The sequence below is a fragment of the Nocardia brasiliensis NBRC 14402 genome (genome assembly GCF_000308475.2).
Classification (GTDB): Bacteria; Actinomycetota; Actinomycetes; order Mycobacteriales; family Mycobacteriaceae; genus Nocardia; species Nocardia brasiliensis.
This window is the reverse complement of sequence record NZ_BAFT02000058.1, coordinates 1-13,954: the sequence shown is the minus strand read 5'-3', so window position 1 is coordinate 13,954 and position 13,954 is coordinate 1. Positions and strand designations below refer to the sequence as shown.

At 70.3% G+C, this 13,954-nt stretch carries 10 protein-coding genes; 9 read left to right on the top strand and 1 reads right to left on the bottom strand.

Going from position 1 to position 13,954, the window contains the following annotated elements; all coding sequences use genetic code 11:
* Nucleotides 1-84 precede the first annotated feature (84 nt).
* Complete coding sequence (locus TY25_RS18995; protein ID WP_042258101.1) at nucleotides 85-792, bottom strand: FadR/GntR family transcriptional regulator; 708 nt, start codon at nucleotides 790-792, stop codon at nucleotides 85-87.
* A 65-nt stretch (nucleotides 793-857) separates the two neighbouring features.
* Here TY25_RS18995 and TY25_RS18990 point away from each other — a divergent pair, with 65 nt between their 5' ends.
* The 9 genes from TY25_RS18990 to TY25_RS18950 form a co-directional block, all read left to right on the top strand.
* Complete coding sequence (locus TY25_RS18990; protein ID WP_081868959.1) at nucleotides 858-2,114, top strand: MFS transporter; 1,257 nt, start codon at nucleotides 858-860, stop codon at nucleotides 2,112-2,114.
* A 306-nt stretch (nucleotides 2,115-2,420) separates the two neighbouring features.
* Nucleotides 2,421-4,955: a nitrite reductase large subunit NirB gene (gene nirB / locus TY25_RS18985; protein ID WP_042258100.1), complete on the top strand. Its 2,535-nt coding sequence runs from the start codon at nucleotides 2,421-2,423 to the stop codon at nucleotides 4,953-4,955.
* Nucleotides 4,956-5,019: 64 nt separating this feature from the next.
* Nucleotides 5,020-5,421 carry a nitrite reductase small subunit NirD gene (gene nirD / locus TY25_RS18980; protein WP_014987763.1) on the top strand — a complete coding sequence of 134 codons (402 nt, stop codon included), beginning with the start codon at nucleotides 5,020-5,022 and terminating at the stop codon, nucleotides 5,419-5,421.
* Between the two features lie 31 nt (nucleotides 5,422-5,452).
* Nucleotides 5,453-6,709, top strand: coding sequence for a uroporphyrinogen-III synthase (locus TY25_RS18975; protein ID WP_042258098.1), 1,257 nt, complete (start codon nucleotides 5,453-5,455; stop codon nucleotides 6,707-6,709).
* Entirely contained in the window at nucleotides 6,706-7,509 is an 804-nt protein-coding gene (locus TY25_RS18970; protein WP_042258164.1) for a sirohydrochlorin chelatase, read from the top strand. The genes TY25_RS18975 and TY25_RS18970 overlap by 4 nt, the downstream gene beginning before the upstream one ends.
* Nucleotides 7,510-7,724: 215 nt before the next feature.
* Nucleotides 7,725-11,876: a non-ribosomal peptide synthetase gene (locus tag TY25_RS18965; RefSeq protein ID WP_226887190.1), complete on the top strand. Its 4,152-nt coding sequence runs from the start codon at nucleotides 7,725-7,727 to the stop codon at nucleotides 11,874-11,876.
* 58 nt (nucleotides 11,877-11,934) lie between these two features.
* Nucleotides 11,935-12,642: a DUF6875 domain-containing protein gene (locus TY25_RS18960; protein WP_042258094.1), complete on the top strand. Its 708-nt coding sequence runs from the start codon at nucleotides 11,935-11,937 to the stop codon at nucleotides 12,640-12,642.
* 40 nt (nucleotides 12,643-12,682) lie between these two features.
* Entirely contained in the window at nucleotides 12,683-13,660 is a 978-nt protein-coding gene (locus TY25_RS18955; protein WP_042258092.1) for an alpha/beta hydrolase, read from the top strand.
* Between the two features lie 36 nt (nucleotides 13,661-13,696).
* Nucleotides 13,697-13,954, top strand: a 258-nt coding sequence (locus tag TY25_RS18950) for a TfoX/Sxy family protein (protein ID WP_042258090.1), incomplete at its 3' end; no start/stop codon positions are given.

Sequence of the window (13,954 nt, the reverse complement as noted above, 5' to 3'; positions counted from 1 at the left end):
GGGCCGGGTGTTGCGGCACCGTGGCGGTGCGTGACGTTCCAGGCAATTCCGGCTCACAGCGTGAGCCAGGGCGTGGTGAGTCGGTTATCCGGTGGGTTCGTCGCGCGCGATATCGGTGTTATCGATGGCGTCCGGGTACTCCGCGATCAGCGAGTTCAGAAAGCAACTCGCGGCCGAGGAGGCGCGTTCGGGATCGCCGTCGATCACCGCGTGCACCAATTCGGCGTGCTCTTCGGGGTAGGAGTCGTCGGATTTCAGCGTCCGTGCTCGGATCACCTGTTCGATGATCGGCAGCAGGGAGTCGTAGAACTCCAGGTACACCGCGTTATGGCTGGCCACGACGATCGCGCGGTGCAGTTCCACGTCGGACTCGATCGCGGCCGGGCTGTCGTCGTGCCAGGCCTTGTCGCGTTCGGCGAGCAACTGCAGGAGGTTGGCGATGTCACTGTCGTCGCGGCGGCGGGCGGCCAGCGCGGCGGCGGTGGTGTCGAGCGCCAGGCGGAGCTCGAGCACATCGCGCTCCTCGGCGTCGGCAAAGTACTTGCCTAGAGTGCCGCCGAGGTCGGAGGATGCGATCACATAGGTTCCCGAACCTTGGCGTCGCTCGAGCATCCCCGCGTGGACGAGAGCTTGGACGGCCTCGCGCACGGTGTTTCGACCCGTCCCGGTGAGCTCGGTGAGCTCCGGTTCGGTGGGGATGCGTGAGCCGATCGGCCAACGGCTGGAACGGATTTCGGCACGCAGCTGCTCGGTGACCTGGGCAATGAGGCTGGTGCGCCGGACTGGTTGCACTGACTCAGAGTACCGCTCATCACAAATCGTTGCCTCCTATCATCCGGTCATCCTATGATTTCGCGGTGACTGCAACCCTCCAGAAAACTCCGACCCGAACCGAATCCGCGCTGGTCGAGCAGCGTCGGCGGGCCCTGACGGAGGGGCGTCTGCTCGTTCTGGCTGCCATCGTGATGTCGGCGCTCGTGCTGCGTGTCGCGGTGACGGCGTTCAGCCCCCTGGCCGAACGGATCGGTGCCGACGTGGGCTACGGCACCGCCGTGGTCGGCGTCTTCGGCATGATCCCGACCGCGATGTTCGCGCTCTCGGGTTTGCTGACCCCCGTGCTGGTGCAGCGGATCGGCCTGGAACGGACCGCGCTGACCGCCATGCTGATGGCGGGCACCGGCATGCTGGTCCGGGTCCTGCTCTCCGGCACCGCCGAACTGCTGGTGTTCTCCGCGCTGGCCCTGGCCGGTATGGGCATCGGCAACGTAGTGATCCCGCCGCTGGTGAAGCGGTACTTCTCGGATCGGCTCGCGGTGGTCAGCTCGCTGTACATCATGATGGTGCAGATCGGCACCGTGGTGCCGGCGTTCGTCGCGGTCCCGGTGGCCGACGCGTTCGGCTGGCGGATCTCGCTCGGCCTGTGGGCCGCCCTCGGTTTCGCCGCGGCGCTGCCCTGGATCGGTGTGCTGCGCGACCGTCGTGGCCGTGACGTCGCGGACACCACCGCACTGCCCGCCGAGGCGCCGCGTACCGGCCGGGTCTGGCGCTCACCGCTGGCCTGGGGCATGGCCGGCATGTTCGGCATGACCTCGCTGATCACCTACGCGATGTTCACCTGGCTGCCCAAGATCCTCACCGATGCCGGCGCCAGCGCCGGTTTCGCGGGCAGCATGCTGGGTGTGTTCGGTCTGGTCGGCCTGTTCGCCGCGCTCACCGCGCCGACCGTGGTCGCGCGCTTCCGCAATCCCTTCCTGGTCGTGGTCGCATGCGGCGGGTTCTTCCTGGCCTCGTTCGTCGGGCTGCTCGTCGCGCCGATGAGCGTGCCGATCCTGTGGGTGGTCCTGCTCGGCCTCGGCCCGAGCACCTTCCCGATGGCGCTGACCCTGATCAACATGCGCACCAACACCCCGGGCGGATCCTCGGCGCTGTCCGGCTTCACCCAGGGCGTCGGTTACGCGGTGGCCTGCGTCGGCCCGGTGCTGTTCGGCGTGCTGCACTCGGCCACCGACGGCTGGCTCGCGCCCTTCGCTCTGCTCACCGTCGCCGTCCTGGTCCTGCTGGCCGGCGCGTGGCAGGCCTGCAAGCCGCGCATGCTCGAGGACACCTGGAACTAGTCCCCGCGGCACCCCTGGCAGACCCGCAACCCGGCTGACAAGTTGTTGTCGGCCGGGTTGCGGCGCGTAGTGGGGGAGGGGATGCTCGGAGGGCGACTCTCCTGCGGGACGGGGCCGTGGTGGGGTCTCGGTGATCTCCGGAAACCGCTCTGTCACATGGGCGTAACTTACGGGCGAACTCACGCCCGGATTCGGATAACCGTGAGCAACCGTTGATGCGCCGGTCATTTCGCGCAGCATTGCGGCAATACCCGTTTCCTACCGTTGGGCCAACCGGATCTTTGGAGGCCCTTCTTGAGCACCCCGATGAATCACCCATTCGAACCGTCCGCACGCAAGACCGCCGTCGTCGTCGGCCACGGCATGGTCGGGCACCGGTTCGTCGAGGCGTTGCGTGCGCGGGACGAGGCGGGGCAGTGGCAGGTCGTGGTGCTGAGCGAGGAGCGGCTGCCCGCCTACGACCGAGTCGGCCTGTCCTCCTACGTCGGCCGGTGGGACGCGGCGGAGCTGGCGCTGCCCGGCAACGAGTACGCCGGCGACGCGCTGGTGGAGCTACGCCTCGGCCAGCGCGCCGAGAGCATCGACCGCGACGCCCGTAAGGTCACCACGTCGACGGGGGAGACCCTGTCCTACGACGCGCTGGTGCTCGCCACCGGCTCGTATCCGTTCGTGCCGCCGGTCCCCGGGCACGACCTGCCCGAGTGCTTCGTCTACCGCACCCTCGACGACCTGGACGGCATCCGGGCCGCTGCCGAGGCCGCCGGGCCCGGCGCGGTGGGCGTGGTGGTCGGCGGCGGCCTGCTGGGCCTCGAGGCCGCGAACGCGCTGCGGCTGCTCGGCCTGACGCCGCACGTGATCGAGTACAACGACCGGCTGATGCCCGCGCAGATCGACGAGGGCGGCGGCGCGATCCTGGAGCGCCTGGTCACCGATCTCGGCCTGGCCGTGCACACCGGTGTCGGCACGTCCTCGATCGAGGCCGCCGATCAGGGCGTGCGGGTCGCGCTGTCCGACGAGTCGGTGATCGAGGCCGCACTGGTCGTGTTCTCGGCGGGCGTGCGCCCGCGGGATCAGATCGCCCGCGACAGCGGCCTGGCGGTCGGCCCCCGCGGCGGCATCAGCACCGACCTGGGCCTGCAGACCTCCGATCCGAACATCTGGGCCGTCGGCGAATGCGCCGCGGTCGAGGGCACCTGCTACGGCCTGGTCGCGCCCGGCTACACCACCGCCGAGATCGTGGCGGACCGCCTGCTCGGCGGCGCGGGCGAATTCCCCGGTGCGGACATGTCGACCAAGCTGAAGCTGCTCGGGGTCGACGTGGCCAGCTTCGGCGACGCGCACGGCACCACCGAGGGCGCGCTGTCGGTCGTGCTGCACGACGCCGCGAAGGGCACCTACGCCAAGCTCGTCGTGTCCGACGACGCGCAGATCCTGCTCGGCGGCATCCTGGTCGGCGACGCGACCGCCTACGCCTCGCTGCGCCCGCTGGTCGGGCGGCCGCTGCCGGCCGAGCCCGCCGCGCTGATCTCGCCCGCGGGCGCGGAACTGAGCGCGGATGCGCTGCCCGACGACGCGCAGATCTGCTCCTGCAACAACGTGTCCAAGGGCGATATCTGCGGCGCGATCGCCGAGGGCGCCTGCGATATCGCCGGGGTGAAGAAGTGCACCTCCGCCGGCACGTCGTGCGGCGGTTGTGTGCCCATGATCAAGAAGCTGCTCGAGCAGTCCGGCGTGGAGATGTCCAAGGCGCTGTGCGAGCACTTCGAGCAGTCCCGCTCCGAGCTGTTCCAGATCGTCCAGGTCACCGGCATCCGCACGTTCTCGGGTCTGATCACCAAGTACGGCAAGGGATCCGGCTGCGATATCTGCAAGCCGACGGTCGCCTCCATCCTCGCCTCGACCTCGAGCGAGCACATCCTGGACGGCGAGCAGGCGGGTCTGCAGGACACCAACGACCACTTCCTGGCCAACCTGCAGAAGAACGGCACCTACTCGGTGGTGCCGCGGATGCCGGGCGGCGAGGTGACCGCGGATCAGCTCATCACCATCGGCCAGATCGCCAAGGATTTCGACCTGTACGTCAAGGTCACCGGCGGTCAGCGAATCGACCTGTTCGGTGCGCGCGTCGAGCAGCTGCCGTTGATCTGGCAGCGGTTGGTCGATGTCGGCATGGAGTCCGGGCACGCCTACGGCAAGTCGCTGCGCACGGTGAAGAGCTGCGTCGGCTCCACCTGGTGCCGCTACGGTCAGCAGGACTCGGTCGGCATGGCGGTGCTGCTCGAAAAGCGGTATCGCGGACTGCGTTCCCCGCACAAGCTGAAGCTGGGTGTCTCCGGTTGCGCCCGCGAGTGCGCCGAGGCCCGCGGCAAGGACGTCGGCGTGATCGCTACCGAGAACGGCTGGAACCTCTATGTCGGCGGCAACGGCGGTCTCACGCCCAAGCACGCGGTGCTGCTCGCCGGTGAGCTCGACGACGAGACGCTGATCAAGTACATCGACCGGTACCTGATGTTCTACATCCGCACCGCGGACCGGTTGCAGCGCACCGCGCCGTGGCAGGAGGCGCTCGAGGGCGGTATCGACTACGTCAAGCAGGTGGTCTGCGAGGACAGTCTCGGCATCGCCGACGAGCTGGAGGCCACCATGGCCCAGCACATCGATGGCTATCGCGACGAATGGGCCGCGGTGCTCGAGGACGAGGAAAAGCTCTCCCGGTTCGTCTCCTTCGTGAACGCCCCGGACGAGGCCGATCCGACCATCTCCTTCGACGAAAGCGGCGAGCGGAAGGTGCCGGTGTTACTCGGTATGCCGGATATTCCGGTCGCTACGCGCGGGAAATGACGGCTTAACCCCATAGAAACAGGACGCCGGTACCAATGAGTAAGGCGTTTGGAGGATGACACCGATGACCGTGATCGATACCCCCGGCATTGCCGCTGCTACCGCCACCGGCTGGACACAGGCGTGCCGGCTCGACTACCTGATCCCCGGCCGCGGCGTCGCGGTGTTGCTGAAAGGTGGCCGGCAGGCCGCCCTGTTCCTACTGCCCGACGGCATGCTGTACGCCGTGGGCAACATAGATCCGTTCGGACGCGCGGCGGTCATGTCGCGCGGGATCGTCGGCGACCGCGGCGGCGTGCCCGTCGTCGCGTCGCCCCTGCTCAAGCAGGCCTTCTCACTGGTCGACGGGCGTTGCCTGGACGACGAATCGGCAATGCTGCCGGTATACGCGGTGAGCGTGACCGACGGCATCGTGTCGATTTCCAACGAGCCGGTGGTTGCCGAGCTCGCTTCCTCGGACGGATGAACCAATGAGCACAGCATCGCGAAGCGACTCGATGGGGGGCGGTGGCCGGGTGACCGGCGGGCCGACTCCCGACGCAACCGCCTGTCTCGCGGGATTCACCATCGGCGTCACGGCGGCGCGACGCGCCGACGAGTTCGCCACCCTGCTGGTCCGCCGGGGCGCCGGCGTGGTGTTCGCACCCGCCATTCGCATCATCCCGCTCGCCGATGACGACGAACTGGAGCGGGTGACCCGCCAGCTGGTCGTCGATCCGCCGCAGATCGTGGTCGCCACCACCGGCATCGGCTTCCGCGGCTGGATGGAGGCGGCCGAGGGCTGGGGGATCGCGGAACAACTGCGGAGCACGCTCGCGTCCACCCGGGTGCTGGCGCGCGGCCCGAAGGCCAAGGGCGCCATCCGCGCGGCCGAACTGCGCGAGGAGTGGTCGCCCGCGTCCGAGTCCTCGGCCGAGGTGCTCGATCATCTGCTCGCCGAGGGCGTGGACGGGGTGCGGATCGCGGTGCAGCTGCACGGCGCGACCACCGAGTGGGAGCCGGTGCCCGACTTCTGCGAGGTATTGCGTTGCGCCGGTGCGGATGTCGTGCCGGTGCCGGTGTATCGCTGGGAGCCGCCGCCGGATCAGCAGCCGATGGACCAGCTGATCGAGGCCATCGTCACCTACAGCCTGGACTGCGTCACGTTCACCAGCGCGCCCGCCGTCGCGTCGATGTTGATGCGCGCCAAGGAAACCGGGTTGCTCGACGGGTTGTTGCACGCGCTGCGCGGCCGGGTGCTGGCCGCGTGCGTCGGGCCGATCACCGCGGCGCCGCTGGAAGAGCTGGGCGTGCCGACCTCCATGCCGGGGCGGGCCCGCCTCGGTGCGCTGGCCCGGCACGTCGCCGAGGAACTGCCGCGCCGGGCCAACCGGATCTACGCCGCGGGCCACACGCTGAGCGTGCGCGGCGGCTGCGTGGTCGTCGACGGTGAGGTGCGCCAGCTGGCGCCCGCGCCGATGGCGCTGATGCGGTCGCTGGCCAGGCAGCCCGGCCGGGTGGTCTCCCGGGAGCACCTGCTCGCGGCGCTGCCCGGCGGCGGTGACGACACGCACGCGGTGGAAACCGCGATCGCCCGGCTGCGCGCCGGACTCGGTGCGCCGAAGGCGATCCAGACCGTGGTCAAGCGCGGCTACCGGCTGGCCATGGACGCGGCCGAATGCGTCGACAACAACCCGCGGCCCGAACTCGGTGGGCCGCAGATGCCCGGTTTCGGCACGCCACTGCGGCACGCCCAGACCATTGGGGCGTGGTGAGCGCCCCCGCACTGGTGCTCGTCGCGCACGGCACCAGGAGCGCACGCGGCGTCGAGATGATCGCCGCGCTGGCCGAAGCGGTCGGCAACGAACTCGGCGTCGCGGTTTCGGGGCGCGACGCCGCCGCCGCTGCGGCCCGGGAACCCCTTCCCCTCGTTCCCGGACCGCAGCAGGCGGCCGTGCCCGCATTGCGGACGGCCTTCGTCGATGTGCTCGGCCCGTCACCGGCCGAGGTGCTGCGCGACCTGACCGGCCCGGCGGGGGAATCCGTTCCCGCCGTGGTTGTTCCGGCCTTCCTCGCCTCCGGGTACCACGTCTATCAGGATGTGCCGCGGGAAGTGGCCGACAGCGGTCACGGCGCGGTGGCGATCACCCCGGCTATGGGGCCGGACCCGGCGCTGGCCCGGATCATGACCATGCGGCTGCGCGCCGCGGGGTGGCGGCCCGGGGACGCGGTCGTGTTCGCCGCCGCGGGTTCCTCGGATCCCCGTGCGCGCCAGGATGTCCGCCGCGCCGCCGCGATGCTGGCCGAACGGCTGGACACGCCGGTCCGGCTCGGCTATATCGCCACCGGTGCGCCGCGTGTCGCGGATGTCGTTGCCGCGCTGCGTGCTTCCGGGGCCGAGCGAGTTTTCGTCGCGTCCTATCTGCTGGCGCACGGGCTGTTCCACGAGCGTCTGCACGACGCCGGGGCCGACGGCGTGGCCGAACCCATCGGGGTCCATCCCGCCGTGGTCCGGCTCATCGCCGACCGGTATCGCGTCGCCGCGCGGGAACTGGTGCGGGCGCGCGTGCGCTGACACGCCTCGGTGTCTTCTTCGTATAGCGCCGGGTGTGCTCGTCCGTCGGCCGGGGTCGGGCATCGATGGGGAGCCGATGGGCGGGATCAGACCATCTGGGCAGGTAGCCGCTCATGCACGCGCCGATTGTGCTGAAATTACGGAGGGTTCACGCCTGGATGCCGTAAGTTTGCCCCTGGATGATTCAGCGGTGGCTTTCCGAATCGCAGGGAGGCGTGTTGACCGGAGCCGACGCCACGGCACAGCCGATGTACCCGCTGTCGACGGCGCAGCTGCGCTGGTGGGTGGCCCAGCAGTTGCATCCGGGGGTGCCGATCACGGTCGCGATGTACCTGGATCTGTCGGGTCCGCTCGAGATCGGCCTGATGTCGCGCTGCGCCCGGCGCGCGGCCCACGAACTGCAGTCACCGCACCTGCGTTTCCGGGTGGTCGACGGATATCCGCGCCAGTACGTGCCCGCCGCGGCGGAGCTGCCGATCCGGCGGATGCGGCTGACCGACCAGGCCGACCCGATGGCCGCGGCCTTGGAGCTGATGGAGCGCGACTACAGCGCACCGCTCGACCCGCTCACCGATCAGCTCACCGTCGCGACGGTGTTCCAGGTCGGACCGGATCATCACCTGCTGTATCTGCGCAGCCATCACATCGTGCTGGACGGGGTGGGCGCGGCGGCGGTGCTGCGGCGCACCGGTGAGCTCTACCGCGCGGAAGTCGTTGCGGCGCACCGGCTCGACGCCGTGAGCGACTGCGCGACCGAAACCGGTGGACCCGCCGAGGCCGGTCGCCGCCGCTCGACCACCCGGGTGCTGCGCCGGTCGGCGCGCGCCGTTCCCGACAGTGCCCCGCGCACCGGCTCCTACGCCAGTATGACGATGGAAAACGTTGCGGCGGTGAGTAGTTCGCTGACGTCGTCGAAGGTGTCGCAATCAGCTGCCGGGCGGGCGCTCACCGTGCCGGAGCTGCTGGAAGACGAACGCCGATACCAGGATTCGGCGCGCGCCGAGACGGACCGGGACTATTGGCGCGAGCAGCTCCACACGCTCACCGAACCGGTCGGCCTGGCCGGTCGTCCCGCCGCGCCCGAGCCTCGGCCGCACCGGGTGAGCGCGACACTGGACGCCGCGACGGCCGAACTGCTCGCCGCCGCGCGTGCCACGCACGGCGCCACCTTCCCGGAACTCGCGGTCGCGGCGTTCGCCTGCTATCTGGCGCGGATGACCGGGCGCGACGAGGTCACCCTGACGCTGCCGGTCACCGCGCGCCCGACCGCGGCGCTGCGCCGGTCGGCGGGGTCGATGTCGAACGTGGTGCCGCTGCGGTTGTCCGGTCTGGACACCGCGACGGTCGGCACGGTGATCGCGCAGGTGCGTTCGCGCGTGATCGGCGCGCTGCGGCATCAGCGGTATCGCTACGAGGACATGCAGCGCGATCGCGGGCAGCAGCACGTCGAACGCGGCGGCTTCGGTCCGGTGGTCAACGTGCTCGGCTTCACCGAGCCGCTCAGTCTCGGCGCGCTGACCGGGCAGGCGCGGCTGCTTTCGCTCGGGCCGGTGGAAGACCTGCTCGTCAACGGCTACCAGGCCGGTCCGGACGAGCGCTCGGTGAGCATCGATTTTCACGCCAACCCGGCGCGCTACCGATACGACCTGGTGGCCTGGCAGCATCGCATGTTCCTGGACTACTTCGCGCGCTTCCTCGCTGCCGGAACCGACTGCCCTACACCGGCATTGGATCTCGCGCCGCCAACGCCGGTGGCCGTCGAGCCGAGAGGTCCGATCCGGGTGCTGCCCGATCTGCTGCGCGCGGGGCTGGTGCCCGACGCCGTCGCGGTGCAGGACGGCACGCGCACCATGACCTATCGCGAACTCGACGAGCGCTCGACCCGGTGGGCCCGGCAGCTGATGGCGGCCGGAGCGCGGCCCGGCGAGTTCGTCGCCGTGGCCGTGCCGCGCTCGCTGGAGTCGGTGCTCGCGCTGTGGGCCGTCGCCAAATCCGGCGCCTGCTTCGTCCCGATCGACCCGGCCGACCCGCCCGCGCGGATCGCCGCGGTGATCGCGGATTCCGGCGCGCGCCAAGGGCTTACGGTCACCTCGGTGCGCAAGCTGCTGCCCTGCGACACCGGGGAGCTGGTGGGCGCGGTCCGGTGCAGCGTGCAGTGGCAGCTGCTCGACGATGTCCGTGCGGTGACACAGGTGGTGCGCCGGCCGGGTACACCGATCGACGATGCCGAGCGGCCGCGCTCGCTACGGCCGGACCACCCCGCCTACTTGATCTACACCTCGGGCACCACGGGAGTGCCGAAAGGGGTGCTGGTCACCCACCGCGGTCTCGGCTCGCTGACCGACTACATCCTCGGACACTATGGGGTGGAACGGGATTCGGTGGTGCTGCATGCGCACGCGCCGTCGTTCGACGCGCACCTGCTCGAGCTGCTGAGCTGTTTCGCGGCCGGCGCCCGACTGGTGGTGACATCGCCCGCCGTGGTCGCAGGCGGCGCGCTCGCACGGTTGCTCGAGCACAGCGGCGCCACCCACTTCCTCACCACGCCCGCGGTGCTCGCGACCTTGTCACCGACCGCGGTACCGGGGCTGCGCGCCGTGGTGGTCGGCGGTGAGACGTGCCCGCCGGAGCTGGTCCGCGCATGGGCGCCGCACGTGCGCCTGTTCAACGGGTACGGGCCGACCGAAACCACCGTCATGGCAACGCAAACCGAGGCGATGCGTCCCGGCGAACCGGTATCGATCGGTGCGGCGCTGCCGGGAGTGCTTGCGGTGGTGTTCGATTCGCGGCTGGTCCGGGTGCCGCCCGGCGCGCGGGGCGAGCTGTATCTCGGCGGCATCGGGGTCGCCGACGGTTATCTGCGGGATCCGGCGGGCACCGCGGTGCGTTTCATCGCCGACCCGTTCGGCATCGGCCAACGGCTGTATCGCACCGGCGATCTGGTGAGCGCGAGCCCCGACGGCGCCTTCGAATTCCTCGGCCGGATAGACGGGCAGGTCGAGGTGCGCGGGCGGCGGATCGAGCCCGCCGAGATCGAATCGGCCCTGCTCGCGGGCCCCGAGATCGCGCAGGCCGTGGTGACCGTCGCCGACCCGGGACGATCCGAGGCGCGCCTGGTCGCCTATGTGGTGCCCGCGCCGGGCGCGCGGTTCGATCCGGCGACGACCGCACGCCGACTGCGCGGCATGCTGCCCGCGGCGCTGGTGCCCGCGGCGCTCGTCGAACTCGATCGATTGCCGGTGTCGGGCAACGGGAAACTGGATCGCGGCGCGCTGCCGCCACCGGTGGCCGCGCCCCGTCCCTACGTCGCGCCCGAGACCGACACCGAGCGGTTGGTCGCCGCGCAGATCGAGCGGGCGACCGGGCAGTCGCGGGTCGGCCTGGTCGACGACTTCTTCGAACTGGGCGGGAATTCCCTGCTGGGCGTGGCGGTTTCCGCCGAGCTGGCGGCCGCCACCGGCGTTCCGGTCACCGTGCGCTGGCTGTACACCACGCCGACGGTCGGCGCACTCGCGGCGCGCATCTCGGGCTACGACGGCGCGGACACCGCGGACGACGCGCTCGGTGTGCTACTCGCCCTGCGCGGCAACGGTACTCGGCCACCGCTGTTCTGCGTGCATTCCGCGGTGCCGCTGGCCTGGTGCTATGCCGGGCTGGCCCGCTACATCACCGACCGGCCGGTGTACGGGCTGCAGGCGCCGACGCTGACCGGCCAGGGCGAGACCATCGGCACCATCGACGAACTGGCCGACAGCTATGTCGCGACGATGGTTCGCGCCCAACCCGAGGGCCCGTATCACCTGCTGGGCTGGTCGCTCGGCGGGCAGATCGCGCACGCGATCGCGGTGCGGCTGCGGGCGCGCGGCGCCGCCGTCGGCGCGCTGGCCATGCTGGACAGCGTCGTCGTCCCGGACGGTGCCGCACCGCCGCCGGTGCCCCGGATGCGAGATCTGTTGACCCACTTGCTCGGTGACGAACCACTGGACGCCGACGCCGCCCCGGAGCTGAGTGCCGACGAGGCCGCCGCCGAATTGGCGCGCGCGGGTGCGTCGTTCGGCACCGGTCTGTCCGCGCTCCAGCTCGAGCGGCTGCACCGCGGTTACGTGGACGGTGTGGCCCTCGCGCACGGCTACCGCCCCGGTGTGTACGACGGTGACCTGCTGTACTTTTCGGCGACCCGCGGGATGACCGAGCTGTTCGGTGCCGAGATGTGGCGGCCCTACGTCACGGGCGATCTCATCGAACATCCGGTGGCGGCGACGCATGCTCAGCTCACCAATTCCGATGTCGTCGCCGTGATCGGGCCGATCCTGGCCCGCCATCTGGAACGCACGGCGGTAACCGTGACGGCGGCACGGGAACAGTGAACCACGTGTATTTCGGTCCGCGCACAGGTGGTTTCGCCACCCCGGGCGAGGGCCGGTCGTGAGCCCGCGCACCCGGGTAGGGCCGCGTACCGGCCTCGAATGGTGCAATGTCTACGACGACCCGGCCGCTTGGGCGGAGCGAAACCCGCATGCGGACAAGCTGTTACGGTATCTCGCCGACCGATTGGCCCGTCCGGATCCCGCCCTGGGCCGGGACGGGCCGGTGTGTCCTTTTGTGCGCCATACGATGACGCACCACAGCCTGTGGGTGGCCGTCGTGCCCGGCGCGCAACCGGCCGTCGACACCATGACCGCCGCGGTGGACGACGCCTTCGAGATCTATCGCGCGCTGCGCGCCGCCGCGGGACGCGACGCCGGCATGCTGGCCGCCATCACGCTGTTCCCCGACCTCACCCGGTACGGTCCGGTCGACGCGGTGCATCAGGCGCGCAAGACCGCCGTGGTGGCCGACGGGCTGATGCTCGGCCAGTTCTATCCGGGCTGCGGCGTATCCGGGTTGTGGAACAAGGACTTCCGCCCGCTCGACGCGCCGCTGCCGATGCTGGTGATCCGCAAGATGATGAACACCGACTTCCCGTTCCTCGTCGAACGTACCGAATGGCTGTACGCCTACCTGACCCAGGTGGCGCCCGATCTGCCGCGCCGTCTTCGCTGGTCGATAGCCGAACGGCTGCAACGAACCGGGGTCGCCGACGATGGCATCACCGACCTGCGTGTTCACTCGCCGGACGAACACGCCCGCTGAATGCCACGGGTCGCGATCCGGCTGATAGATACTCGACATCATGCGCCGGCTGATGCGTTGCCTGGTTTCCCTGCTCGTGCTGCTCGCCGCGATCGTCCCGGCCGTGACGGCGGGCGCCGATCCCGATTCCCGCATCCTCGACGTGCGGCCGCTCGGCGGACGGCAACTAGAGGTGGTCGTGCATTCCGCCGCGATGAACAAGCCGATCACCCTGTGGATGTCGCATCCCGGCGCGGGCGCACCCGCGCTGTATCTGCTCAATGCCGTCGACGGTGGCGAGGACGGCGGGCCGTGGATGCGCCGCACCGACGTCGCGGACTTCTTCGCGGACAAGAACGTCAACGTGATCGTGCCGATCGGCGGGCGGGCCAGCTTCTACACCGACTGGCTGCAGGACGATCCCGCGCTCGGCCGCAATCAGTGGACCACCTTCCTCACCAGGGAGCTCCCGCCGCTGCTGGAATCGCGATTCGCCATGACGGGGCGCAATGCCGTTGCGGGACTTTCCATGTCGGCCACCTCGGCGCTGAATCTGGCGATCGGCGCGCCCGGCATGTACCAGGCGGTCGGGGCCTACAGCGGCTGCCCGCGCACCAGCGACGCCGGGGCGCAGGCGCTGGTCACCTCGCAGCTCGCGGTGTTCGGCGCGAACGCGGCGAACATGTGGGGCGCGCCGGACCATCCGGCGTGGCTCGCGCACGATCCGACAGTGCAGGCTGATCGCCTGCGCGGGGTGGCGCTGTACGTCTCCTCGGGCACCGGTGCGCCCGGCGAGCACGACAGCATCAGCGACACCGGGATCGACGGGAATCCGGTTCGGCTGATCGATCGGGTCCTGGTCGGCGGTGTGATGGAGACCGTCGTCGGCGGCTGCACCCGGCCGTTCGTGGATCGGCTGCATCAGCTCGGCATCCCGGTCACCGCGAACCTGCGTCCGGCGGGCACGCACGCCTGGACCTACTGGCAGGACGACGTGCACCTGTCCTGGCCGCTGTTCGCCGCGGCCATCGGTGCTTGACCGGAACCTGTCGGTGCCCGGGGAGACAATGCCGCCATGGCGTATGACGAGGAATTGGCCGATCGCATCCGGCTGATGATCACCCCGGGGCCGGCGCTGTCGGAACGAAAGATGTTCGGCGGCTTGGCCTTCCTGATCGGCGGCAATATGGCGGTGGCGGCCAGCGGGCAGGGCGGGCTGCTGGTCCGGGTCGACCCGCGCGAGCACGACGACCTGCTCGCGCGGGACATCGTGCGGCCCATGGTGATGGGCGGGCGGGAGATGGTCGGCTGGTTGCGCGTCACCGCCGAGGCG

Bases quoted from the DNA above. Each gene is read 5' to 3' on its own strand.
- nirB (WP_042258100.1), top strand. From the start codon at position 2,421: ATGAATCACCCATTCGAACCGTCCGCACGCAAGACCGCCGTCGTCGTC.
- nirD (WP_014987763.1), top strand. From the start codon at position 5,020: ATGACCGTGATCGATACCCCCGGCATTGCCGCTGCTACCGCCACCGGC.
- TY25_RS18975 (WP_042258098.1), top strand. From the start codon at position 5,453: ATGGGGGGCGGTGGCCGGGTGACCGGCGGGCCGACTCCCGACGCAACC.
- TY25_RS18955 (WP_042258092.1), top strand. From the start codon at position 12,683: ATGCGCCGGCTGATGCGTTGCCTGGTTTCCCTGCTCGTGCTGCTCGCC.